Source organism: Sulfurimonas sediminis (genome assembly GCF_014905115.1).
In the GTDB taxonomy this organism is placed as follows: domain Bacteria; phylum Campylobacterota; class Campylobacteria; order Campylobacterales; family Sulfurimonadaceae; genus Sulfurimonas; species Sulfurimonas sediminis.
Genome location: NZ_CP041235.1, coordinates 1011953 through 1034831, shown reverse-complemented (window position 1 = coordinate 1034831; position 22879 = coordinate 1011953). Strand labels below are relative to the sequence as shown.

General features: G+C 37.8%; 24 protein-coding genes. 2 read left to right on the top strand and 22 right to left on the bottom strand.

The window, feature by feature from the left end:
* Positions 1-5 precede the first annotated feature (5 nt).
* The 4 genes from FJR45_RS05585 to FJR45_RS12450 all read right to left on the bottom strand — a co-directional run bounded on the left by FJR45_RS05585 (position 6) and on the right by FJR45_RS12450 (position 1717).
* Positions 6-311: an acyl-CoA thioesterase gene (locus FJR45_RS05585; protein ID WP_226966512.1), complete on the bottom strand. Its 306-nt coding sequence runs from the start codon at positions 309-311 to the stop codon at positions 6-8.
* Between the two features lie 101 nt (positions 312-412).
* Positions 413-781 carry a HepT-like ribonuclease domain-containing protein gene (locus tag FJR45_RS05580; protein WP_193151730.1) on the bottom strand — a complete coding sequence of 123 codons (369 nt, stop codon included), beginning with the start codon at positions 779-781 and terminating at the stop codon, positions 413-415.
* Entirely contained in the window at positions 774-1076 is a 303-nt protein-coding gene (locus FJR45_RS05575) for a nucleotidyltransferase family protein (protein ID WP_193151729.1), read from the bottom strand. The genes FJR45_RS05580 and FJR45_RS05575 overlap by 8 nt, the downstream gene beginning before the upstream one ends.
* A 386-nt stretch (positions 1077-1462) precedes the next feature.
* Positions 1463-1717, bottom strand: a complete 255-nt coding sequence (locus FJR45_RS12450) for a winged helix-turn-helix domain-containing protein (protein WP_226966489.1) — start codon at positions 1715-1717, stop codon at positions 1463-1465.
* Positions 1718-1974: 257 nt separating this feature from the next.
* On the opposite strand from FJR45_RS12450, the gene FJR45_RS05565 reads away from it, so the two are divergent.
* Positions 1975-3663, top strand: coding sequence for a protein adenylyltransferase SelO (locus FJR45_RS05565; protein ID WP_193151728.1), 1689 nt, complete (start codon positions 1975-1977; stop codon positions 3661-3663).
* On the opposite strand, the gene FJR45_RS05560 is transcribed toward FJR45_RS05565, so the two are convergent.
* Positions 3660-4121: a hypothetical protein gene (locus FJR45_RS05560; RefSeq protein WP_193151727.1), complete on the bottom strand. Its 462-nt coding sequence runs from the start codon at positions 4119-4121 to the stop codon at positions 3660-3662. The genes FJR45_RS05565 and FJR45_RS05560 overlap by 4 nt on opposite strands.
* Positions 4122-4240: 119 nt before the next feature.
* On the opposite strand from FJR45_RS05560, the gene FJR45_RS05555 reads away from it, so the two are divergent.
* A complete protein-coding gene (locus tag FJR45_RS05555) occupies positions 4241-4561 on the top strand; it encodes a hypothetical protein (RefSeq protein ID WP_193151726.1) in 321 nt (106 codons plus the stop codon).
* Between the two features lie 3 nt (positions 4562-4564).
* Here the strand turns inward: FJR45_RS05555 and FJR45_RS05550 are convergent, their stop codons facing one another.
* The 17 genes from FJR45_RS05550 to FJR45_RS05470 form a co-directional block, all read right to left on the bottom strand.
* Positions 4565-4990 (bottom strand): bacteriohemerythrin, encoded by a 426-nt coding sequence (locus tag FJR45_RS05550; protein WP_193151725.1) that lies wholly within the window; start codon positions 4988-4990, stop codon positions 4565-4567.
* 55 nt (positions 4991-5045) lie between these two features.
* Positions 5046-6125 carry an ABC transporter permease gene (locus tag FJR45_RS05545; RefSeq protein WP_193151724.1) on the bottom strand — a complete coding sequence of 360 codons (1080 nt, stop codon included), beginning with the start codon at positions 6123-6125 and terminating at the stop codon, positions 5046-5048.
* Complete coding sequence (locus tag FJR45_RS05540; RefSeq protein WP_193151723.1) at positions 6125-6331, bottom strand: hypothetical protein; 207 nt, start codon at positions 6329-6331, stop codon at positions 6125-6127. The genes FJR45_RS05545 and FJR45_RS05540 overlap by 1 nt, the downstream gene beginning before the upstream one ends.
* A gap of 110 nt (positions 6332-6441) precedes the next feature.
* A complete protein-coding gene (locus FJR45_RS05535) occupies positions 6442-7161 on the bottom strand; it encodes an IS630 family transposase (RefSeq protein WP_264299336.1) in 720 nt (239 codons plus the stop codon).
* Between the two features lie 19 nt (positions 7162-7180).
* A complete protein-coding gene (locus FJR45_RS05530) occupies positions 7181-7483 on the bottom strand; it encodes a helix-turn-helix domain-containing protein (RefSeq protein ID WP_193151010.1) in 303 nt (100 codons plus the stop codon).
* A 2-nt stretch (positions 7484-7485) separates the two neighbouring features.
* Entirely contained in the window at positions 7486-8370 is an 885-nt protein-coding gene (locus FJR45_RS05525; RefSeq protein ID WP_226966488.1) for an ABC transporter permease, read from the bottom strand.
* Positions 8367-9989, bottom strand: coding sequence for an ATP-binding cassette domain-containing protein (locus FJR45_RS05520; protein ID WP_193151722.1), 1623 nt, complete (start codon positions 9987-9989; stop codon positions 8367-8369). The genes FJR45_RS05525 and FJR45_RS05520 overlap by 4 nt, the downstream gene beginning before the upstream one ends.
* Before the next feature lie 6 nt (positions 9990-9995).
* Positions 9996-11153, bottom strand: coding sequence for an HlyD family secretion protein (locus tag FJR45_RS05515; RefSeq protein ID WP_193151721.1), 1158 nt, complete (start codon positions 11151-11153; stop codon positions 9996-9998).
* A 10-nt stretch (positions 11154-11163) separates the two neighbouring features.
* Positions 11164-14214: an efflux RND transporter permease subunit gene (locus tag FJR45_RS05510; protein WP_193151720.1), complete on the bottom strand. Its 3051-nt coding sequence runs from the start codon at positions 14212-14214 to the stop codon at positions 11164-11166.
* Between the two features lie 2 nt (positions 14215-14216).
* Positions 14217-14924 carry an efflux RND transporter periplasmic adaptor subunit gene (locus tag FJR45_RS05505; RefSeq protein WP_193151719.1) on the bottom strand — a complete coding sequence of 236 codons (708 nt, stop codon included), beginning with the start codon at positions 14922-14924 and terminating at the stop codon, positions 14217-14219.
* Entirely contained in the window at positions 14921-16159 is a 1239-nt protein-coding gene (locus FJR45_RS05500; RefSeq protein WP_193151718.1) for a TolC family protein, read from the bottom strand. Before FJR45_RS05500 ends, FJR45_RS05505 begins: the two co-directional genes overlap by 4 nt.
* Positions 16160-16161: 2 nt before the next feature.
* Positions 16162-16755 carry a TetR/AcrR family transcriptional regulator gene (locus FJR45_RS05495; RefSeq protein ID WP_226966487.1) on the bottom strand — a complete coding sequence of 198 codons (594 nt, stop codon included), beginning with the start codon at positions 16753-16755 and terminating at the stop codon, positions 16162-16164.
* Positions 16756-16974: 219 nt separating this feature from the next.
* The gene (locus FJR45_RS05490) at positions 16975-18513 is read right to left on the bottom strand and encodes a sensor domain-containing diguanylate cyclase (RefSeq protein WP_193151717.1); all 1539 of its coding nucleotides are present in this window, start codon (positions 18511-18513) and stop codon (positions 16975-16977) included.
* A 46-nt stretch (positions 18514-18559) separates the two neighbouring features.
* On the bottom strand, positions 18560-19273 hold the full coding sequence (locus FJR45_RS05485) for an ABC transporter ATP-binding protein (RefSeq protein ID WP_193151716.1): 714 nt from the start codon (positions 19271-19273) through the stop codon (positions 18560-18562).
* A gap of 1 nt (position 19274) precedes the next feature.
* Positions 19275-20420 carry an ABC transporter permease gene (locus tag FJR45_RS05480; protein WP_193151715.1) on the bottom strand — a complete coding sequence of 382 codons (1146 nt, stop codon included), beginning with the start codon at positions 20418-20420 and terminating at the stop codon, positions 19275-19277.
* Positions 20417-21559, bottom strand: coding sequence for an efflux RND transporter periplasmic adaptor subunit (locus FJR45_RS05475; RefSeq protein WP_193151714.1), 1143 nt, complete (start codon positions 21557-21559; stop codon positions 20417-20419). The genes FJR45_RS05480 and FJR45_RS05475 overlap by 4 nt, the downstream gene beginning before the upstream one ends.
* Entirely contained in the window at positions 21556-22809 is a 1254-nt protein-coding gene (locus FJR45_RS05470; protein WP_193151713.1) for a TolC family protein, read from the bottom strand. Before FJR45_RS05470 ends, FJR45_RS05475 begins: the two co-directional genes overlap by 4 nt.
* Between the last annotated feature and the right edge of the window lie 70 nt (positions 22810-22879).

Here is a 22879-nt window from a genome sequence, read left to right as displayed (position 1 = left end):
ATTTCCTAAAATAAAGAGAGAATGAGTTTTTTGCTATCATTATCTAATTTCTGTACTTTTCCCTCAAAATCAATATATACCAAAAGAATTTCCAATTCAAATATTTTTTCATTTTCTTTGTAAATTTCCTGACTCAGTGTAAAGGAAGCTGCTTTCATTGTAACAAGTTTTGTATATATATCAAGCATATCACCGAGTTTAGCACTTTTATAAAAATCTGCGGTAACTTTACGGGCCACAAAATGCCCATTTTTCAAAACTGGGGTCATACCTTTGGAAAAAAAAGCCTCACTCCGCGCTCTTTCACAAATACTGCTTTTATACTTCTTCTATATCTTTTGCCATTAACAACAAAATCAAGCCAAATAATATTTTTAAAATATTTGACTTGTATCACTTGTACGGGCTGTTCTCACAATTCATTCTCTTTTTCTTTGATTAACAGTTCTAAAACTATTTTTTTAAGTACAGGTATATTGTATCTAATAACATCCTCTATGATATGATCATCTGTACTGTCATAATCGTGTGCTATATAGTTTCGTACTGCATTTATCCCTCTTAAATCATCGGGATCAAACTGTTCTAAAATTTTAAAAGCATTATCATCTTTAAGTTTGTTAAACTGCTCGGCAATTCTTACAATATTCATACGAATTGCAGGTTTTATCAGTCTATTTTCTATTGCCTTGGTAACCTTTAATTCATCTGTTGTAGTGATATATTCTATATCTTCTATAGCTTGAAAAATTGTTTGGAGTCTGTATGATGCCTTAGACATAAAGCAACCTGTCAAAAAGTTTTTTATTTTCATCTGGCACTAAATCAACTCTTGTTTTAAATCTATCTGTGAGTTCATTTTTTATAGCATCAATACGAAGCAATTTTGAAAAGCCGTCTTTATATTTTTGAGAAAATTTTTTATAATCCATTTTGTAGGCTATATCGATATCACTAAATTGATGTTGTTTATCTTGGGCATAACTTCCAAACAATCCAACTAAAATAATACCTTCTTTTTCATACAAAGGCTTTATATTTTTTAATTCTTGAATAATAATGTTTTTATTAATCATTATAAAACCTCACCTATATATTTGAAATATTATAACATACAAGAGATAAGAACAGTTAGTTTTTATATATTTTTATGGTGTTTAGGGAGAGCGTTTTATAATGCCACTCTAATATGGGCATAATTTCAGAAATTTAGAAAAATAGTGTATCTTCGTAATAGACTCTAATTCGCACCTTATAACTCCCTGTTTATTGGACTTTTAAATACTTTTGTCTTCTATCATACCTATTTTTTCAACTTTTTAAAACGCATATCATCCTCCTGCAGTTCACAAATCTCTTTTATAAATTCTTCAATCTCTTCTTAGACTTGACACATCATAATTCATTAGTTGATTTACTCTTTCTTGTTTGTTCATACTCTACATGTACTAAATTTGACATTTTATTTCTTTATTTCCCAATGTCCGCGAGTTCCACCAACTCTTGCTATAAGATTTAATTTTTTAAGTTTAGATATGTTTTCTTCTATCTTTCGTACAGATATTCCAACTTCATCCGATAGTTTTTTGGCACTTATTCTTGGATTTACTTGCATGAGTTCTATGATAATGATTTGATTCTCTGTAAGATTACCGACCCTATTACCCACTTTATTACCGACCTCATTACCGAACTTTATGATTGTTTGTAAAATCATGTCTAGCATAAACTCTATAAAAGGGGTACTCTCACCTATTGCACTAGAGTTTTCTAGCGCTTTATAATACTCTTCCTGATGATCTCTAACTTATACTTTCAGTAGGCAAGAGAGCAAATAATGGATTAAATTTATATAAAATAACACTTTGCCAAAGTCGTCCTACCAAAATTATCAATCCAGTGTAATTTCAATAATTTATCTCTTACAAAGCTATTTGGGATATAAAATATTATATTTTAATTGAAGGACAATATATGCAAGATATACAGACACTCGATGATCTGGCACAGTTTGCTGAGTATTCTCTAATGGACACACTTAACCCTGATCCCAATGCTACAGCAGACGGTGTAGATCACGTGCCAAGACAGGTATTCAGCGGGCATTATGTTCCGGTAAAACCTACTCCGATAGAAAATCCTGTTTACATTGCGCACAGCAAAATCTTTTTTAAGGAGCTTGGACTGAGTGATGACTTGGCTGCATCTGAGGACTTTATGCGCATGTTTTCGGGTGACACTTCCCATCTCAAAGAGCCTTTGCGTCGCACCGGCTGGGCAACAGGGTATGCACTCTCCATCTACGGTACAGAGTATTATGAGCAGTGTCCTTTTAAAACAGGAAACGGGTATGGTGACGGACGGGCTATCTCTATTCTTGAGGCAGTGTTAAAGGGTAAACGATGGGAAATGCAGCTCAAAGGCGGAGGGAGAACTCCTTACTGCCGTGGAGCTGACGGTCGTGCGGTACTGCGTTCAAGTATTAGAGAATTTTTGGCACAAGAACACATGTATGCCCTTGGTGTTCCCACATCCCGTTCTTTGAGTTTATACACTTCAAAGACAGAAACAGTCAGACGGCCTTGGTTTAGAAACGGTTCGTATTCAAGGGATCCAGAGGTGATGATAGAAGAAAATGTTGCCATTACAACGCGTGTTGCCCCCTCTTTTCTTCGTGTAGGGCAACTTGAACTTTTTGCTCGACGGGCACGTAAAAATGAGCATCCAAAGGCGATGGAGGAACTTGAGATACTTATCTTGCACCTGATTGAAAGAGAATACAGTGATGTCATAGATAAAGATTTACCTTTAGAAGAAAAAACAGTGCTGCTTGCCCGTGAATTTCGCTCCCGACTTACTTCACTTGTAGCAAACTGGATTCGTGTCGGATACTGTCAGGGAAATTTCAATGGTGACAACTGTGCCGCAGGTGGTTTTACACTTGATTACGGTCCGTTTGGGTTTATAGACATGTTCGATCCGAAATACCAGCCTTGGACAGGAGGCGGAGTCCATTTTTCATTTCTCAACCAACCCCAGGCTGCCGAGCAAAATTTTGGGATGTTTTGTAAATCCTTAGAGCCTTTGCTCAAATCACATGAGCAGCAGATGCAGCAGTTACATGTAATCATGAATGATTTTTCCAAAGTTATGCAGGCTAAAATGATACAGATGTGGGCTTCTAAACTTGGCTTGTCAGTCTTTAATGCCGCATTGTTCAACGAACTTATAAAACTTATGATAAAGACTTCGGTTGACTACACCATCTTTTTTCGTGAACTTTCAAATATTCCTGAAGATATTTCCACGCTTGCAAAAAGCTTTTACGGTGATTCCGTATATAATGAAGCACTGATGAGAAGCTGGAGCGAGTGGCTGGAAAAATGGAAAGCAAACATCAATGTCACTACGCAGGAGGCCCGCAAAAAGCTCTCACAGGAGATGAAACAGGTCAATCCCAAGTACACTCTGCGAGAGTGGTTTTTGGTGCCAGCATACAAAGCAGCCCAAAAAGGAGATTACACCCTTATAAAAGAGCTGCAGGAAGTGATGACACATCCCTATGATGAGCAGTCATCTGCAACAGAAGCAAAATACTACAGCCAAAAACCTGCTGAACTGTTTGATATTGCAGGAGTTTCGCATGTGAGTTGTTCGTCTTAGAATTGCATCTCCACTTCTTTTTCTTTGAGTTTTTGAATGTAGAGCAGCGCATTTGTAAAGGCATACTGGTCTACTTCTTCTATGCCTGCTTCTTCGCATTCTACCAAGTGGTCAAAACCGTCGAGTTCCATGTTTTGCACTTTCTTCAAATGTATGACATAGAGTAACAAGTCGGCTAAATCACTTATAGGAATTATCTCTCTGTAATTTTTGTTGCACGCACTTATATAGTCGTCACATATGCTTTCATTTGACATAAAAAGTATCCAGAGAATAATTTTATCTACCTTTTTTGGTGCATTCACCCGACCTGAAAAATCTTCAAAAAGTGCTTTATTTTTGGCTATTTCAGCAAGCTGTTCATGAGCCTGTGCTGTTAAAAAATCAACTCTTTCATCTGTCAGTTTTTCATTTTTATAGCCATCTAATACTGACTCTGCAATTTGGTATGTGTGCATTGTTTTCTCTTTTTCTCTTTTTTATTTTAAAGTCAAATTATACCATTCAAACAAAATATTTTTCTTGAATTTTTTGGCTATAATCGACCAAAAGAAACATTTTAAGAATAGGAGTAACAATGTATCCAAATAAGAAATTAAGAACAGGCTTTTGTATGAAGGTTGAGGGTGTTTTGCTCAATCGTCCGGACTTGCACAATATTGCGGCAGAATTGGGGATAAACCCGGGTGACGTACTTACAAAAAATCAAATCCTTACGATTTACAATACTTCTGAAGCATGCCAGGAAATTGTAAAAGATAACGCATTGGCAACATTTGTAGCAATGGCGCTTAATATTTCGCCCCAAAACATCACCGATATCAAAGAAGTTGTAGAAGAACCTGTAAAAATCGAATTTGATCTGAGTGATTTTGAAGACGACGAAGATGATGAATAGGTTTTACAAACCTTTCATCTTTTTTGCAAGATAATTTGCAGTCGGGTAGTCCACTGTGTTTACATGTAAGACTATCCATTCGGGTGCTCTGCGGATAAAATCAGTAATTTTTGAAACCTTTTTATAGTTTTTCCAATTTTTAAGAGCCATATTCAGCTCTTCCAAAAACATATCATGTGCAGTTTTGTGCATATCATAAGAAGGAAAATTATACTCCTGCATCAAACGTTCTTCGTTTGCAAAGTGTTCATGAACATGCTTCACATACTCCTCGATTTTTGCTTCAAGTTCTTCGAGTGTCGCTTCCCCCCGATCGTAAGAGATCGCAAGATTATCGATTGCATTTAAAATTTTAATCTCATTTTCATGAGTTTTTTGCATCTCCTCCACATCCATATCTTCAACTTGCTCAATATATACCAATGCCATAAAAAATCCCTCTTTTTTCTTTATTATAGTAAAAAAATAAAAACAGAGCTTTGATTTAAAACAATTTTCCGATTTTTCTAAAACCGTACCAATACAACAGAGTCCCCAGAAGAAGAACTCCGCTAAAATATGGCCACAAATCTATAAACGCCGTTCCTCTGAAAAAGATACTCTCCGTTGCTTCTATGTAATAGCGAAGCGGTGAAAACAAAGAGAGAGTTTGAAATACCGGATGCATAGCATAGACGGGGGTCCAGGCACCACTGAGAAAAATCAACGGCATCATAATAATGATAGAAAGCTGAGCCACCTGTATCACATCTTTAGAGACTGCCGCTACAAAAAGTCCTATACCCGCACTCGAAACAGAGTACAAGAATGTCAGGAGCATAAATGCCCAAAATGATCCGTTGAGCGGTACATCAAACTGGTCAAAAAGCACAAATCCCAAAGAGAGTACAACGCCTGCCATGACAATGAGCACCTGCGAAAAACTTTTTGCCAGTATTATAATCTTGGGATTGACCGGAGTAAGCAGCATAATATCCCAGGTGCCGTCCTCTTTTTCTTTGACAAAAACAATCGCCGTCAAAATGACTATCAGCAGGGTTATAATTGAAAGCAGTTCTGTCAATGCCATAAAACTGTGATTGTCCGCATTTTGATTAAAAAGTTTGTGTGACTTTAATTCAATCGGAAAGTTTACAGATTGGAAGTCAAATACAATATTTTGCAGATACATAAATGTCGTGAGACTTTGCGATGCGGCAGTAGCATCGAGCAAAAGATTGATCTGTGCTTTTTTTCCGCTCTTGTAGTTTTTTTCAAAATCAGAGTCAAAGAGTATTCCGACCATAACCTCTTTGTTAAAAATAGCATTAGAGAGTGCTTTTTGCGAAAGGAAGGCAATCGGTGGTTTAAACTCCGGTTGATGCAAGCGTGCAAGTATCTTTTGGCTTACTCCTCCGCCTGTTTTGTCAACATACCCGACAACAACATTGCGCGGTTTTATCTGTATGCCGGAACCGGCTATATATACATCTGCCGTAAACGAATAAAGTACAACAGCGACTAATCCTATAGAGCGTAAAAAACTCAGCAGTTCTTTGGAGACAATCATAGCAAATATCCGCATTATTTCATCTCCTTTTTCAGCAATAAGGTACCGATAGTAAAAAGCCCCACAACAAACCCGACAAGTATCAACAGATACATGATAATTTTTTCAGACGCCAAACCCTGTCCTATCAAAAATGTATCATAAAGAATATGCGTATAATACATCACCGGAAACATATGCGCTTCAATATACGACTCGCCACTCATGGAAGATATCGGCATAAGCATACCAGAGTATAAAAACCCCGGAATTATGGTGATAATAATGGTCAAAACAACGGCAACAATTTGTCTGCTTGTAATGATAAGTACCTATCCAAAAATAAAACCAATTAATCAACCATAACCAAAGGGTAAAATTTCTTCTCATACAGTGTAAAATCTATGACTCTCTTATCTCCATATTCATTAAGCATTCGCTCAACATATTCTTTCATTGCAGTATAGCTTTGATAAGCAGACATTTCCATCCAGTGATATTTGATAAATTTCCAAAGAATTTCAATAATATTGAGTTCTGGAGAGTAAGGAGGTAGATAGATTAAAGTAAGACCTCTATTTGCCCATTTTGGGATATTCTCTCTGAATTTTTTACTTTTGTGAAAGGATGCATTATCCAATGTTACCACAGTAGGCTTCGTAAGTTGAAGAGAGAAGTCATCAAAGACTTCAATAACAGTATCACTTGTTACAGAGGACTCCTTGATGTATGCTTTTAGATCTTCTTGTTTGGAGATAAAACCAAGAACATTAAACCTTTTTGCGTGGAAAGATTTAATCACCATTGTTGCATTTACAGGTGACCAGGAATAAGGGATATTTGAGTTAACAGAAAAACCACTTTCATCAAAGTAATAATGATTGATTTTGCCTTGTTGTGCGAGTAAATCATACTTTTGCAAGTGCCTCTTTTTCTCTTCATAAAGCGTATTATCTGGTTTCTTTGCAGGAACAAATCGTAATCGCTTATAGCTGAACCCCATCTCTTTAAGGTATCTTCTGAGCGTTGATTTAGAAAAAACCTTAGTAATCTTTTTTCCCAATTTTGTGATTGCAGCACTTATACTGAGTTTATTTTTTAAAAACTTCTTTTATCTTATCTTCATCTTCAACTTTTAGTATTTTCGGTCGCCCTTGTTGTGGTATATCCTTAAGGCTGGCTACTCCTCCTCTCTTATACCGAATTAACCAATTATAAACTGCATCCGTACATGAACTCAACTTTTTTGATATTTCTAAAACACTTATCTTTTGTGAATTTAGAAGTACTCCCATCGCTCTTTTCTTCTCTCTGGCTTTATTGGATTCCTCTATGAATTTATAAAGCTCTAACTCTTCTTTTTCGTCTAATTTTATATAGCTACTATGTCTCATATTTAGGCATAAGCAATTTCTGTTCTTTTTTTGGTTTTATTTTTGATTAGGTACTTAGAAATAAGCATACCGATAGAGAGGCTGATAAGAATATAAAGTTCACTGCTGAGCCAGTAGAGCATAAAACTTCCCCGAAAAGGAACATCAAACAGATAAACTGCAAGCAAAAAGAGTATAAAAATATTCACAGAATGCAGTAAAAAAGCAGGAAAAAGCTTTGCAAGCAAGAACTCTCCCTTACTCAAAGGCGAAGCATAAAAATTAAAAATGGTCCCTCTCTCTTTCTCTTTTACTATAAGAAGTGCTGCCAAAATTGCAGGAGCCACCAAAAGCACAAGCCCTATGAGTCCTGGAACTATGGCATCTTCATCCCGCATTGCCTGATTGAAAAGCGTACGCTGATTTAACACAATAAGCCCTTTTGCAGACAAACCGCTTCTTTGTGCCACCTCACTTACCCCATCAAGCACAGTCCCCTTGATATATCCCTCAATAGTCGTAGCCCTTGTCGGAAAAGAAGCATCTACAAAAATACCGATTTCACTTTTTTGAGCATGTAAAAGTCGTTTTTCAAATGAACTTGGAATGATTAAAACTGCATCGGTTTTAGCCTGTTTTATAGAGCGAAGTGCCTCTTTTTCACTTACATGTAACACCTTTGCATTAAAGTATTTGCTATGTTCAAACTTGGAAGTAAGCACTTGTGAAAATTTGCTCTGATCATTGTCTAGAATCAAAATTCTTGCATGTGTAACATCCATACGAATTCCATACCCAAAGAGCAATACAATCATACTCGGCAACAAATATACCATTACAATCAGACGCGTCCTGTAAAGCTCCATAAATTCTTTCAATATATAGGCTTTGATGGTTATTAGTTTCATTTTCTATCCTTATAATATGTCAAGAAAATATCTTCAAAACTCTTTGCATCGGGATGTGATTTATAAAAATTTTCTATGGTATCGTCTGCAATCTTTTTTCCCTGTTTGAGCAGTACCACTCGGTCACAGTACTCCGCTTCACTCATATAGTGTGTGGTTATCAAAATAGATATATGCCACTGCTCTTTGAGCTTTTTCAAAATTTCCCAAAACTGCGCTCTTGCAATGGTATCCACACCGCTTGTAGGCTCATCCAAAAACAGCACAAGCGGTTCGTGTAAAAGTGCCGCAGCTATGGAAAAACGCTGATTTACGCCCAGAGGAAGCGCAGTTGGCAATTCATCCATATACTCTTTAAAGCCGAGTTCATTGGCATACTGCTCAATTCTTTTTAAGGCAGTTTTGAGAGGAATCTGATGCATATTGGCAAAATAAATCAGGTTTTCCCGTACAGTCATGTCATTGTAGAGTGCAAAATGCTGACTTACATAGCCGATTTTGGACTTAAGTGTTTGACGGTCATCTCCGCTGCGGATGACTTTTTCAAGCAGGGTAAGTGTCCCCTCGTCTATCGGGTACAGACCCAAAAGCATTTTAATAAATGTCGTTTTTCCTGCGCCGTTTGCACCCAGCAGACCCAAAATTTCACCCCGTTTGAGTTCTATGTCCACATGGTCATTTGCCGTAAAACTGCCAAATCTTTTTGTGATACCATATGCGTGCATTACAACAGGCGGTATTGCGATTTCTTTGTCTCGTTTTGTTATGACAACCTTAGGCAGGAGCTTTTTCTTTTGCAGAGCATTCACAAAAAAGAGTCCCTCCAAAGTAGGTTCTGCCTGCTTTACATGTAAAGGCTGCAGCGAATAGGTACGCTTGTTAAAACTCAGGCACGCTTCTTTACATGTAACCTCTTCATAAACATAGGGACGAATGGAGTCAATAAGCTCTTCATTTGTGCCGCGGGCAATGATTTCTCCTTCGTCAAAAAGAAAAATTTTGTCCATTTTGGAGGCTTCTTGCATATAAGCAGTGCTTACTAGAATGACTGTTCCTTCTTCTTTGCGTATACTGTCGAGAATCTCCCACAGTTCCAAACGGCTCAAAGGATCCACTCCGGTTGTCGGTTCATCCAAAATAAGAAGTTTCGGACGATGCAGAAGTGTGCAGATAAGTGAGAGTTTTTGCATCATCCCGCCACTGAGTTTGCCGGCTTCTCTCTCGACAAAATCGCTCAGTCCTGCCATATGAAGCAGTTTTTCTCTATATGCAAGAAATTTTTCATCTTTTGTAACATTGCGAATATCGGCAAAAAACTCCAAATGCTCCCCTACACTCAAAGTATCATAAAGGACAAGCCCTATTCCCTGTGGCATCAGTCCGATAAAAGGTTTTACTTTTTCTGCCTCTTTGGGTGAGTGGTACGCGATACCATCATAAACAATCTCACCCTCAAAACGGATAACACCGGCTACAGCATGTATAAGAGAACTTTTTCCTGCACCGTCTGCTCCTATAAAACCGATAATCTCTCCACTGTTTGCTTCTAATGAGGCATTGTGTATGCCGACTCTTTTTTTGTAAGAGACCCGGATGTTTTTTACTTCAAGAAGAGACATCTTGTTTTAGAGTACCGGAATATCATTGAGTGAAGTTGGCAGGCCTTTGCCATCAAGTGACACAACTCCCACAGCCGGTATACCGAGTTTTAACAAGGGGTCAATTGCCAGTGGTTTGAGATGCACGGCAAACACTCTTTGAATTCTGTCTGAACGCACACTGACCTCTTTGGGCGTAAATTCCGCTTTTTGGGCAATTCGCACTACTTTTGCCTGTATCGGATGATTTGGATAGGCATCAAGAAATATTACCGCTTTGTCACCCAGTTTTATTTTTCCGTTTTGCAGTGTGTCAACAAATATTTTCAGATACAAGGAGTGGGGATCCAAAAGTGTGGCTACCGGCATACCGGGAGCTATCACCTCGCCCTCGTTGGCAATCTTTTCTACCGTAATTCCATCAACAGGTGAGACAAGTGTCATCTCCTGTATCATCGCTTCTATTTGTGCTTTGGATGCTTTTGCAGCTTCTATGCCATCTTGCAGGGCCTGAATATTTGCGGCAATGGCAAAAAGTTTTTTCTGTGATGCCTGCGCATCCAAAAGTGCAATACGAGCCAAAGTTACTCCTGATTTTACTTTTTTTAGCTGTTGCTGCAGTGCAGAGAGCTTTTTATTTTCTGTATCTCTTTTGAGTTGTGCAAGTTCCAGTTTGTGTTTGTCAATACTTTTGTTTTTATACAATCGTTGAGAGCGTTTGAAATCTCTTTTTGCCTGGGCAACGACATCTTTTTGTATCAGAATATTTTTTTCAAATGCCTGTTGCGAGGCTTGGGCTGAGACAAGCTGTGCTTTTGCTTTTTTTTCTAAAAGCGGAATGGTTGTCTGTGCAATTTTTTCTTCGATTTTTTGTGCTGCAAGTTGCTGTTTTTTTGCCTGAATCTGTGCATCAAGCCCAGCTTTTTGTGCTGCAAATTCTTTGCTTTTTAAGACACCCACAACCATTCCTTTATGCACAGGCACACCGTCATCAACAAATATTTTATCCAGTCTTCCTGCATATTTTGCATTGAGGTTTACCAGATCACCGTCCATACGACCTGTCCCTTCAACCAAATTTGCAGGAAGTGTTTTTGGATGCAGTTTTTTGTAAATCATAGCACCGGCACTCACCAACAAAACAGCTATAACAACAGCCAACCAATATTTTTTTAGAACCTGCATAATCTACTCCTTATTCAGTATCACTCTGTATTTTTTTCTCATACCATTTTCTGAGCCATTGATCAATCGGGTTTATCATTTTATAAATTACAGGCACAACAAGCAATGTTAGCACCATCGAACTTAAAAGGCCGCCTATGATGGCTATTGCCATCGGTGCTTTTGTTTCACTTCCCAAAGAGTTGCTCAGCGCCAATGGAAGCATCGCAAATATCATCGCAATTGTTGTCATCAAAATCGGGCGCAGTCTTTTTTCTCCCGCTTCAAGCAGTGCGGCATTGGCATCTTTTCCCCGCGCTACTGCTTCATTGGCAAAGTCAACAAGCAGTACGGCATTTTTACCGACCATACCCATAAGCAGCATAAATCCAATCATCACAAAGAGACTGAAATGCAAATGTGTCAGATACAAAGCCAGCATAACCCCGATAATACTCAGTGGCAATGCCATCATAATGATAACAGGCTGAATAAGCGACTCATACAAAATCGCCAGGATGATAAACATTAAAATGACAGACAAACCAAGAGCTACGCCAAAAGCCTTGGCAGTTTTTTCCATCTCTTCGGCAAAGCCTGTAAATTTATACTGCACTCCCTCAGGCAGCAACTCATCTATTTTTGCACGGGTATACTTGACAGCCCCGCCCAGATCAAGCCCAAACAAATCAGAATAAATTGTCACCTGTCTTTGTCGGTTGTAGTGATATATCGAAGCCAAAGACCTTGCATTGTGAAATGTGACAAGACCGTCAAGAAAAACCAACTCACCGTTTTTAGCTCTGAGTTGGATTTTTTTGAGATCATCTATGCTTACACGATCTTTGTCAGGCAGTCGCAGGGTAATTTTGTACTGTTTTCCGTTTTGTTCAAAATAGGAAATTTCCAAGTCACTTGAAAAGGCGATGGAGACAGCCTTTGCTATCTGTGCTGCACTGATTCCCATTCTGTTGGCATTTTCACGGACTATATTGATGTCAATCTGTGGTTTGCCCTCATCAAGATTAGAGTCAATATCAACAAAGCCTTTTTTCTTCGCCAGATACTCCATCAGATTTTTTCTCGCCACATCAAGCTTGGCAAAAGAATCCGATGTCAGTACAATTTGATACGGTACACTTACCCCGGCACCTTTGATGTTTGGAATTGCCGCTGCTGTAATAAACATCTCTTTGGAAAAAGGTTTGAGCTTTTTACGGAACTCCTGAATAATCTCTTCTTGATTCTTTTTTCTGCTGCCCTTAGGCGTAAGTTTGACATAAATAAGTGCCTTGTTTTTCTCATGCACACTGTTATAGCCCACACTCAAGGTTGTAAAAACAACATTTTTGTCAGCTCTGATTAAATTTTCAATCACTTTGGACTCTCGTATCATTTCATCCAAACTGATGCCCGCATCGGCTCTGAGTTTTACTTCAAACTCTGCTTTATCTTCTTTTGGCAGAAAATCCATACCGATTTTTGGAAAAAGAGAAAGCGAGGCAACAAACACCCCAAGAACAAAAAGAAGTGTCAAAAATTTAAAACGGAGCACAAAACTCAGTGTTGCAGCATATATTTTGTCTAAGCGTTGAAAAATCGGTTCTGTAATATTATAAAACCTGCTCTCTCCTTTATGCAATACTCTTGCGCTCAAACTCGGCATAAAACTCATCGCAACCGTATAGGAAATAATAACGGCAAACCCTACCGTCATTGCAAAACTTTCAAAGAATTTTCCGACAATTCCGCTCATATGTGCAACCGGAAGAAAAACAGCAAGCAACATTGCCGAAATTGCAAGAATAGCGAATGCCATCTCTTTGACTCCATACAGTGCGGCTTCAAACTTGCCCATACCTGCTTCCATCTTTTTGTAGATATTCTCCAACACAACGATGGCATCATCTATGATAATTCCGATAGCAAGCGTCAAACCGATGAGTGTCATTTTATTCAGGTTATACCCCATCAGATTCATTAAAGCAATCGTACCAAGAATAGAGATAGGAATAGAGAGTGCCGAAACCAGAGTAATAGTAAAGTTTCTCAAAAAACCGAAGATGATAATAACTGCCAAAATGGCACCGTAAATAAGGTCAAATTTTACATCTTCAAGTGAGTGAATGATAAAAGGCGTAGTATCCTGGAGCAGTTCTACCCCATATTTTTCGCCAGCCATTTTTTTTAGCTGCGGCACGGCTTCTTTGACGCGTTTTACTATATCTATCGTATTTGTTCCTGAAATTTTTTGCACTTCAAGCATAACACCCGGTATACCATTGTATGATGAGTAGCTTTTTGCATCACTCAAAGAATCAACAACTGTTGCCAAATCTTTGAGTCTTAAATCATCTTTTACTATAATGTCTTGGAGTTGCTTCACGCTCAGGGCATCCGCTTTTGTTTTTAAGATAATCTCTTTGGTTTTTGTGATCAGTTTTCCACCGCCGATTTTGACATTTTCTTCTGCTACAATATCATTTAACTCTTTGATGGTAATGCCAAATTTATTAAGCTTGTAAATATCGGGAAAGATTTTTATCTCTCTGTCTTTGTAACCGATGATATTTATAGCACCGACACCGTTGATCTTTTGAATAGCCGGTTTTACTTTCTCATCGGCAAATACCATCAGGTTTTGCAAGGTGTCTTTTTTTGCTGTTAAAAAAACATTGATAACAGGAGCCCCGCCGATATCGAGTTTACTCACAAGTGGCGTTTGTGCATCTTTTGGCAAGATAACAGCTGAGACTTTGTCACGCACATCATTAGTCGCTTCATCAATATTGCGTTCTAAGAAGAATTTCACCATAACAACAGATGCGCCGTCACTGCTTGTGGATGTGATGCTGTCCACTCCGCCTATGCGTGAAATGGCCTCTTCTATTTTTTCTGTGACCTGTGATTCTATCGTATCGGCTTCAACACCCGGATAGATTGTTTTGACTGTCACTATAGGAAAATCAACATTCGGATAGAGTGCCGAGGGCATGCTTTTAAAACTCATATAGCCAAAAATCACCAATGTTATGACATACATCAGTGTGGCAATTGGTCTGTTAATCGCTAATTTGTACATCGTTATTTTCCGTCAACCAGTATCATACCGTCACCAAAAAGCCCGACTGTAAAATCTTTTGCCTCTACTTCCGCTTTTATCTTTCTGTTGTCAAAATTTGCATACGGATAGACTTTGGAGATAACACCTGTGTAGGTCTTGCTGTCTCCGTCTATCTTATACTCAAAGGTTTGTCCGACTTTTACAATACCGTGATATTTTTGATCAAATTCCAATATCAGCTTTCTTGCATGAATACTTTGTATTTTAAAAACAGTTTTAAGCATCAGACCGCTGACTGCATCGCCGACTTCTATGCTTTTGTCATAAATAACACCTGCAAAGGGTGCTTTTAAAATTGTCTTTTCATACAAAGCCTGCTGATAGGCAACCGATGCTTTTGCATTTTCATAATTGCTGAGGATTTTGTCATATTTGCTTGCATCTATAAGCTTTTTGATTTTTTCCTGTCTTTTGAGTTCTCTTGAAGCAAACTTAAAAACTATTTGTGTTTTTTCAAGCATTGCTTTTATATCTTTGTTTCCAAGTTTTGCCAGTATTTGGTTTTGGCTCACTACCGAACCGATATCGACATTGACTTTTTTTACAATTCCGCTCGCAGTAAAAGCCAGATTGGCACTCTTTTGTGCTGCCACATCAAATGTTGCATAAACTTTTTGCGCATAAGAGAGACTCACCAGGGTGATTAAAGCTATAAATATTTTTTTCATTTAACAAACTCCTCTAAATTTTTATTGTTATAATAGTAATAAATGCCATAGGCTATTTCAAGATCATTGCGTGCTTTTTCATACCTTGCTTTTGCCTCTGTTTTTGCCGAAAGCGCATCAAGATAGACGACATTGTCCACTATGCCTGCATTGTACTTTTCTGTGATAGTTTTTAAAGCACTTTTTGCCGCTTTGAGTGCACTTTTCGAACTTTTAATATTGAGTTTGGCTGTATGAATTCGCTCTTGTGCCAACTCTTGCTGCATCTGTTGTTCTTTTGATTTGTAAATAATCTGCTGATTCAGTGCATCAGCCTGCAGTTTCAGAGCCTCTTTTTGCTCTTTGAGTGTCCCAAAATCGAACAGTCTCAAGCCGACTGTAGCCATCAGCTCATTTTGTTTGTCAAGGTAGGCAATGGGAATTCCCCCAAAAGTCGGCTTATCCTGATACCCATAAAACGAATAGGTATCTTCTATACGGATAGTAGGATAATAATAGCTCTCAACCGTTTCGCCTAAATTTTGCAATGCTGCTTTTTTGTACCTGAGCGACTCGATACTGTCGAGAAGCTCTTCATTTTGTGCTGCTCTTTTGTCAAACTGTGAATTTTTTAAAGTGTTTATTTTTTTTCCGACTTTGAGTTCAAGTGCTTTATGCAGCGCTGTTATTTGAAATTTTGTAGATTCTATTGCATACAAAGTGCTGTCATATGCAGATTGGAGTCTGTCCACATCATCACTTGTAGCAAGATCAGCTTCATAAAAATGTCGCACTCTTTCAAGCTGTGCTTTGACTGCTTTGGAAGCTTCTATCGTCGCACCCAAAGAGGCCTGCAGACTTTTGAGATTATAATAATCCTCTGTTATCCCAAGAAGAATAGATTTTTTTGTATCTTTATAACTAAAAGAAGCAGATTTTTTTTCATTCTCTTTTTGTTTTTTTGTATATGATTTTTTCCCGCCGTCATAGATGTCAAACCCGATTTTCGCCCTTGCTCCGTATGTTGTTCCCGGGAAAAAAGGACTCGGTTTGTCATCTCTTTTATAAAAAGCACTCACATCTACCGTAGGGAAATAATTGCTTGTGGCACTTTGTACCTCTTTTGCTTTTGCATGTACTGCTATTTTGGAGGCATTGACAAGATTGTTATTCTCTTTTGCAAATTCTAAAAGTGATTTCAGGTCATCTCCAAATAAAAGAGCGGGGACAACAGTGAGTAAAAGTAGTTTTTTCATAATCATTTCTCCATTAAATCAAATAAAATATCTATTTGCGTATCTATTTTTTGTTTTAAATCTTCTATGGCACTTGTGGTAACACTCATAATAAAAGTACCCTGAGCAAAAGCAAAAATACCCATAACCAACTCTTTTGCTTCACTCTTTAACTCGTTTTTTTCTATACCCTCTTCTATGATATTTTCCATCCATTTTTCATACAAAGTATAACACTCTGTTTGAAAAGTAACCATCTCTTCATTTGTACTGCTCAGAGCAATCGCAGTAAACTGCTTGTATATTTCACGCAGTTCTCTATCTGCATCGGCATAAAAAAAGCCAAAAAAGCTTTTTACTTTTTCTCGTGTGCTTACATGCAGTGAGAGTTGTTTCTCTTTTCTCTCGTTATGCTCCTGCATCAAAATTCCAACCAGTTCAAAGACTATCTCATCTTTGTTCTTGAAATATTCATACACCGTGCCTTTGCCTATGTTGGCAGCTTTTGCAATCTGAGAAATTGTTATATTGTTAATTCCGTCTTTAAGAATTAACGCTTTTGTTCCAAGAGCAATATCTTTTTTTTTCTGTTCTTTGTCAACTATAATTGCCAACATAACCCTCCAAAAGTATTTTTGACCGACTGTCGTTCAATTATTATAGTAGCATTATTGTTAATCTTGTCTTAAGGGCACCTCTAATGCCATTAAATTAAGAAAATTAATGCTTTCTCGGAACCGGTACTTCAGTGCCGGCTGTTGTAATAGTCTTGCCACTCTCAGCCGGCACTAAAGTACCGGTTCCAACTAAATACTTAACTTATTGCCATTAATATATTAGACTTCGTAGAGTGTAACCCGGTTCTTTCCGTTTTTCTTGGATTCGTACAATGCTTCATCTGCCGTTTTTATCAATTTTTCCAGAGAATCCGCCATCTCGTATGCTATGCCAAAAGAAACTGTATATCTGATTTTCATATTGTTATATATGATGATGTTGTTTTCAAAATCTTTTCTTATTTTTTCAAAAAGTTTTTTTACATCCTCTTTGGAAATATCATCAAGAACAACACAAAATTCTTCCCCTCCAAACCGTGCAAACAGATCATATCTTCGCAGATTTTTTTCTAAAATCTTTTTCACTTCTATGATTGCCAGGTCACCTGCATCGTGACCATAAGTATCATTGACACTCTTAAAATCATCAATATCCATCATCACTACAGCCAACTTGGTATGTTTTCGCAGCGCTTTAGAAAAAATTGCCCTGGCAACTTCAAAAAAATATCTTCTGTTATATGCCCCTGTCATATAATCCTGTATTGCCTGCAGTTTCAGTTTGTAATTTATGTATTTTGCTTTTTGGTATAGAAAAATCAGATAAAGGCTCAAAAGCATCAAAAGAAAAATAGGAAAGGTATATAAAAAAGATTTAAACCAAAGAGTGTGTGCCTGCACTCTGTAAACAAAGTGCAAATGTACATACGGGAGTCTTTTGACAAAAATATATTGAGAGTCTTTGAATTGAAGAGATTCTGAAGTTTCATTCATATTTCGTACGGAGACATCCAGAAAATCATCTATCTTGTATATTTTGCTTCGGTTGAAATCCTGTATCAGATTATGGCTTGCCACTATCTGGTTTTTGTTATTATAGATCACACTTTCATTATTAAAATAATCCAGGCGTGCAAGCAGATTGTCAAAATTGTTCAGTGTTATATCCACATCAAGTGTCCCCAAAAAATGCTTTTTGTAATACAAAGGCTTGCCGACAGTCACCATAAGCCCTTTGCCTATGGCATCCATATACAAAGGTGTCAAAAAGAGTTTTTTTTGAGGATTGGCCTGGGGAGTTGCATCATGATAAAAGGGTTTTTTCTCAACCACAGGGCTAAACTGAAAATCTGCAGAGGAAACATAAGGGTAAAGAACCGTAAAATGATTTTTCGAATAGTAATAAATCCAGGCAAAATTTTTATTTTGTTCAGCAACCAGTTGAAAAAACGGAGTGAGTTGCAGTGCCGCTTCCATCTCCTGGAGCAATCTTTTGTCCGAAAGTGCATTTTTGCCAAAACCCAATAAATTTACATCTTTGTTTTCATCGAGTGCATAGGTGCCGTTTTCATTGACATACTTTACATGTAAAGCCTCATTTGGCTTGAGATTCTCTTTATTTTTAAAAATCTGCTCTGCGGCTACATGTAAATACTCTACCGCATTTATACTCAGACGCATTTTATTTTCAATACTCAATGCCATCTCATCTGCATTTCTAAAAATATTTTTCATCTGCATTCTGTTAAATTCTAAAAAAAACAGCATATTTAGTAAAACAATAATAAATACAGCAATAATGAGTTTTTTGTGATCCATACTTATCCGTTTCGTTTGCATAAGTATATCTAATCTCACATAAAAGTCAAAGTATCATATTTTCTCCAGATATTTTGGAAGAAACAACCTTTTTGTCTTCTATCTTTAAGATTCTGTCGCAAAGTGGCAACATTGCTTCATCATGTGTCACCATGATTACCGCCACATTCTGCTCTATGGCTATCTTTTTGAGCATCTTTACAACATCAACGGAACGCTTGGAATCGAGTGCAGCTGTTGGCTCATCTGCAAGTATGATTTGAGGCTTGTTTGCCAAAGCCCGTGCTATGGCAGCTCTTTGGTTTTGTCCGCCTGAGAGTTGTGAAGGCATGGAGTACGCCTTGTCAGCAATGTCAAAATACTCCAAAAGCTCCATCGCTATTTTTTTGCTCTCCTCGTCCGAGACACCGTTTGCCTGTGGCACCAAAGTGATATTTTCCAAAATATTCAAAAAAGGAATCAGATAGTGTGCCTGAAAAATAAAGCCAATTTTTTCCCGTCTTATTTTTCTTGTCTCTTTTGTCAGCCATTTGTTATCATAGACTTTTTCATCACCAAGCCATATTTTTCCACTTGTCGGCTCTTCCACACAGCCTATCATCATAAGCAGTGTTGTTTTTCCTGCACCGCTGGGGGCAACAAGCGCTACAAGCTCGCCTTTGTCTACACGAAAAGATGCCCCGTTTAAGACCTCAACAAGAGAATCACCCTTGCCGAAATTTTTGACCAGATTTTCTACTTTAATTGCCTGTTTACTCATATCAACCGCCTATTGCCTCTGCAGGGTCTGCTGAGATTACTTTTTTAACCCCTATCAAAGAAGCCAGTATGGATGCAATAACCACAACAATAAAAAGTCCTAAAGCATCCGGTGTTTCCAATACAACCCGTTTTGGAAACTTCGTATAAATAAGATGTGCAAAGATATTTCCTGAGATGAATGCCAACACTCCCATAATAAGCGTCTCTTGAACTATCATCTTGATTATCATACTGTTTGGAATACCGATAAGCTTCATAATGGCAATTTCTTTCATCTTCTCCAGTGTCATTGTATAAATAATCAACGCAATAATGATAGTCGAGACAATTACCAAAATGACCGTAAACATACCAATCTGTTTGGATGCCATTTTAATAAGATTTTTTGTCAGAATAGTCTTCTCTTCTTCAGCCGTAAAAACCGCCTTGTGTTTCCACTCTCTTATATTATCTGCAATAACATCAATATCGTAGCCATCTTTTTTTGTAGCTATCACAGCATTGACCATATGAGAGTTCACTCCCGATATGCCTCTTTCTCTGTCATTGCGTATACGGGCATTGGAGTATAAAAACTGTAACTCCTGTGCATCTTTGAGACTGATATACACCAAAGGATCTCCGCCTGAGGAGACGGTTCCATGTGTTACACCGACCACATGATAAAAATCACGCCCCAAGTGGATTGTATCACCCAGTGTAAATCCTGTTTTGTCAGTGACGACCATTTCATAATGATTTCTATGAAGCCCCCGTCCGCTGATTAAGCGTTTTGGATTAATGGGATTGATATCCCCAAAAGGATCAAATCCCACTGCAAAGACACGGACAGCTCCGTTTTTTGACGGCAATTGCAGGTTTTGAAATGTAATGCCTTCGGATTTATCGACACCTTCAATCACTTTCAGGGTATCTTTCAAATCTTCATGTACCCGTGAGGCTTCTGCAAAGGGACCAAGTGTATTTTCCTGTACAACCCACAAATCTACACCCACATCATCCAGTAATACCTGGGCATCGATAATCATTCCCCGATAAACACCCATCATAACAAACACTATACCCAGAAGCATACCTACTCCTATGGCTGTTACGATAAACTTTCCAAAAGTATGGGCTATCTCTTTTTGTGCTAAATTTATCATTTGTAAATTCTCATGCCTTCACTGAGAGATTTTTTAGTTTTATCCGGCACCAAAAGTCTGAGAGTCGTGTCCAAATTTTTCACAGCTGCTTCTTTGTCCGTTATATCGGTTATATTTACATGTAAGAAGTGGGCATGTCCCTCTTTTTCTATCCATACACCGGCCTTTTTATCTTTATAGACAATCAAATAAGCAGGTATTTTGACAACATTTTTCAATGTTTGTGTTGTAATGAGTACCTCTGCCTGTTCATTGATATAAAAGGGGGTCGGCACAGCATAAAAACTGACATCAACCTCTCTCTCTTGTGTCACAGCATCACTCTGTGCGACAATGCGACTGACATATCCCTCTAACTTCTTATTGCTTTGCGAACGCAGGGTAATAACTGCACGCTGCCCTACTTTGACATCTCCGCTTATTTTTTCATCTACATAAGCTTGAATCCATACTGTTTGTGGCTCAACTATTTTGAGTATAGGCTGTGTTGGCAGAACACTTTGTGCCACCTCAGCCTCTTTTGCAATCACATAACCATCAATCGGTGAATAAATTTTATAGCGTGAGAGTTTTACATGTAAGGCTTCCAAGGCTTTTTGTAAACGAACCACTTCTATTTTTGAAGAATTGATACGGGTCTGTGTTGCTTTTATATTTACTTTTAGTCCATCAAAATCTGCTTTTGCTTTGTCATATTCTGCCTGAGAAACAAAAGATTTTGCCTGTAATTTTTTATAGCGTTTATATGTTTTTTCTGCCAATACTTTTTGTACTTCAAGAGCATTTAACTCTTCTTGTGCTGCTTTAAATTCAGATTTTGCTTTATATATCGAAATATTTGCTTCTTCAATTAATTTTGGTAAATCAACACTGTCAATCACTACAAGCAAATCTCCCTTTTTTACCCATTTTCCCTCATCTGTATTAATCTGCACTATTTTTCCGCCTGTTTGTGCTGTGATGGCATAAATGTTTTTTGCCCCCACTTCCCCTATACCGAAAATCTCCTTGTTTAAATCACCTTTAGTCGGATGCACTGTTTTAAATGTATGTTTTGGAATAAAAACTTTGTTGTAAAACAGAGTTGCCGCTACTATACCTACAACAATAAAAATTATATATTTCACTTTTGTACTCATTTTATTTTTCCTTGTAAATAATTAATTCTGTCTATACTCAGCGTTTTCGAGTAATATGCCTCAAGCAGTCCGAGCTCGGCTTCCAGTACCAGAGAACTTGCATCTAAAACTTCTATGTATGTAGAGAGTCCCTCTTTGTATCTTCCGTCAAGCACTCTTTTTGTCTTTTTTGCCGAATCCAGCTGTGCTTTTTTTGCAGCTATGGTCTCATCATATCTGTGTATATCCAAGAGAAGACTGCTTATCTCTTCTTTGAGCGCGAGTATTTTTGAAGCTTTTTGTTCTTTGGCTATTTGTAGCCCAATTTCAGCATTTTGTGTCTGTGCTGTTAGCTTTCCACCGGCATATAAAGGAATGTTCAGCACAACGCCTACAAGATGCGCATCATAAAGATTTAAAGAACCAACACGGTTGTAAGAAGCAATCGCATCAAAAGAACCATAATGAGAGGCTCTTGCAGACTTATGCAGCAAGGCATTTTTCTGTATGGTTTCGTCATAAATTTTTAACTCGGTATTGCTGCTGAGTACCTTTTGTGTCATATTTTGAGCACTCTGCAACTCTTTTTGTAAAACATCAGCTTCCAGATCCACACTCTGCGCAATCTTCTCTCCCATATAAAGAGACAAAGAATTTTTTGCCTTTTCATAGAGAGATTTTGCAATGGACAGATTGTCTTTCGCTATATAGACAGCGGAGAGAAAACGGCTTGTATCGGCCTGGGTCTTGAGCCCCTGGTCAAAAAGAGCTTTTGCCTGAGCATAATACTCCTCTTTTACATGTAAATCTGCTTCGCGTACTCTAATTGCTTCTTTTTGAACAACCATCAGTTCATACAAAGACTTTACCTTTGCAACAAGCAACGCCTGAAGATCCTGTAATGAAAGTTTTGAGATATCTTCATCAAGTCTGCTTGCATCTATTTGCAAACTTGTTTTGGAAAAATCCCAAATTTTTTGTTTGACATTGACACCCAGATTCCAACCAGCATCATTGATGGTATTAAACTGTCCATTGACAGGAAAAACATAAGTTTGTGTCGGATTATATTCTGCAGAGAGATTTACCTGTGGTAAGTACTCTGCACGCACAGACTTATACCCTGTGTGCGACTGCTTTACTTTCAGTACAAATGCTTTTACATCAGGATGATTTTGCAGTGTTTTGTCTATACTTTTTTGTAAAGTAAGTGTGTTTCCCTGTAAAGAGAGTACTAAAAAAAATAAATTTATATATGCTAACTTTTTCATACAGCGATTATAGCCTTTTCATGTTAGCACAATGTTAAGTTAAACAAATTCATGCTTTTTCGGAACCGGT

What these genes read in the sequence shown, in the direction of transcription:
- FJR45_RS05580 (WP_193151730.1), bottom strand. Translation starts at nt 781, where the DNA reads ATGTCTAAGGCATCATACAGACTCCAAACAATTTTTCAAGCTATAGAA.
- FJR45_RS05575 (WP_193151729.1), bottom strand. Translation starts at nt 1,076, where the DNA reads ATGATTAATAAAAACATTATTATTCAAGAATTAAAAAATATAAAGCCT.
- FJR45_RS12450 (WP_226966489.1), bottom strand. Translation starts at nt 1,717, where the DNA reads ATGATTTTACAAACAATCATAAAGTTCGGTAATGAGGTCGGTAATAAA.
- FJR45_RS05565 (WP_193151728.1), top strand. Translation starts at nt 1,975, where the DNA reads ATGCAAGATATACAGACACTCGATGATCTGGCACAGTTTGCTGAGTAT.
- FJR45_RS05560 (WP_193151727.1), bottom strand. Translation starts at nt 4,121, where the DNA reads ATGCACACATACCAAATTGCAGAGTCAGTATTAGATGGCTATAAAAAT.
- FJR45_RS05555 (WP_193151726.1), top strand. Translation starts at nt 4,241, where the DNA reads ATGTATCCAAATAAGAAATTAAGAACAGGCTTTTGTATGAAGGTTGAG.
- FJR45_RS05550 (WP_193151725.1), bottom strand. Translation starts at nt 4,990, where the DNA reads ATGGCATTGGTATATATTGAGCAAGTTGAAGATATGGATGTGGAGGAG.
- FJR45_RS05545 (WP_193151724.1), bottom strand. Translation starts at nt 6,125, where the DNA reads ATGCGGATATTTGCTATGATTGTCTCCAAAGAACTGCTGAGTTTTTTA.
- FJR45_RS05540 (WP_193151723.1), bottom strand. Translation starts at nt 6,331, where the DNA reads ATGCCGATATCTTCCATGAGTGGCGAGTCGTATATTGAAGCGCATATG.
- FJR45_RS05530 (WP_193151010.1), bottom strand. Translation starts at nt 7,483, where the DNA reads ATGAGACATAGTAGCTATATAAAATTAGACGAAAAAGAAGAGTTAGAG.
- FJR45_RS05525 (WP_226966488.1), bottom strand. Translation starts at nt 8,370, where the DNA reads ATGAAACTAATAACCATCAAAGCCTATATATTGAAAGAATTTATGGAG.
- FJR45_RS05520 (WP_193151722.1), bottom strand. Translation starts at nt 9,989, where the DNA reads ATGTCTCTTCTTGAAGTAAAAAACATCCGGGTCTCTTACAAAAAAAGA.
- FJR45_RS05515 (WP_193151721.1), bottom strand. Translation starts at nt 11,153, where the DNA reads ATGCAGGTTCTAAAAAAATATTGGTTGGCTGTTGTTATAGCTGTTTTG.
- FJR45_RS05510 (WP_193151720.1), bottom strand. Translation starts at nt 14,214, where the DNA reads ATGTACAAATTAGCGATTAACAGACCAATTGCCACACTGATGTATGTC.
- FJR45_RS05505 (WP_193151719.1), bottom strand. Translation starts at nt 14,924, where the DNA reads ATGAAAAAAATATTTATAGCTTTAATCACCCTGGTGAGTCTCTCTTAT.
- FJR45_RS05500 (WP_193151718.1), bottom strand. Translation starts at nt 16,159, where the DNA reads ATGAAAAAACTACTTTTACTCACTGTTGTCCCCGCTCTTTTATTTGGA.
- FJR45_RS05495 (WP_226966487.1), bottom strand. Translation starts at nt 16,755, where the DNA reads ATGTTGGCAATTATAGTTGACAAAGAACAGAAAAAAAAAGATATTGCT.
- FJR45_RS05490 (WP_193151717.1), bottom strand. Translation starts at nt 18,513, where the DNA reads ATGGATCACAAAAAACTCATTATTGCTGTATTTATTATTGTTTTACTA.
- FJR45_RS05485 (WP_193151716.1), bottom strand. Translation starts at nt 19,273, where the DNA reads ATGAGTAAACAGGCAATTAAAGTAGAAAATCTGGTCAAAAATTTCGGC.
- FJR45_RS05480 (WP_193151715.1), bottom strand. Translation starts at nt 20,420, where the DNA reads ATGATAAATTTAGCACAAAAAGAGATAGCCCATACTTTTGGAAAGTTT.
- FJR45_RS05475 (WP_193151714.1), bottom strand. Translation starts at nt 21,559, where the DNA reads ATGAGTACAAAAGTGAAATATATAATTTTTATTGTTGTAGGTATAGTA.
- FJR45_RS05470 (WP_193151713.1), bottom strand. Translation starts at nt 22,809, where the DNA reads ATGAAAAAGTTAGCATATATAAATTTATTTTTTTTAGTACTCTCTTTA.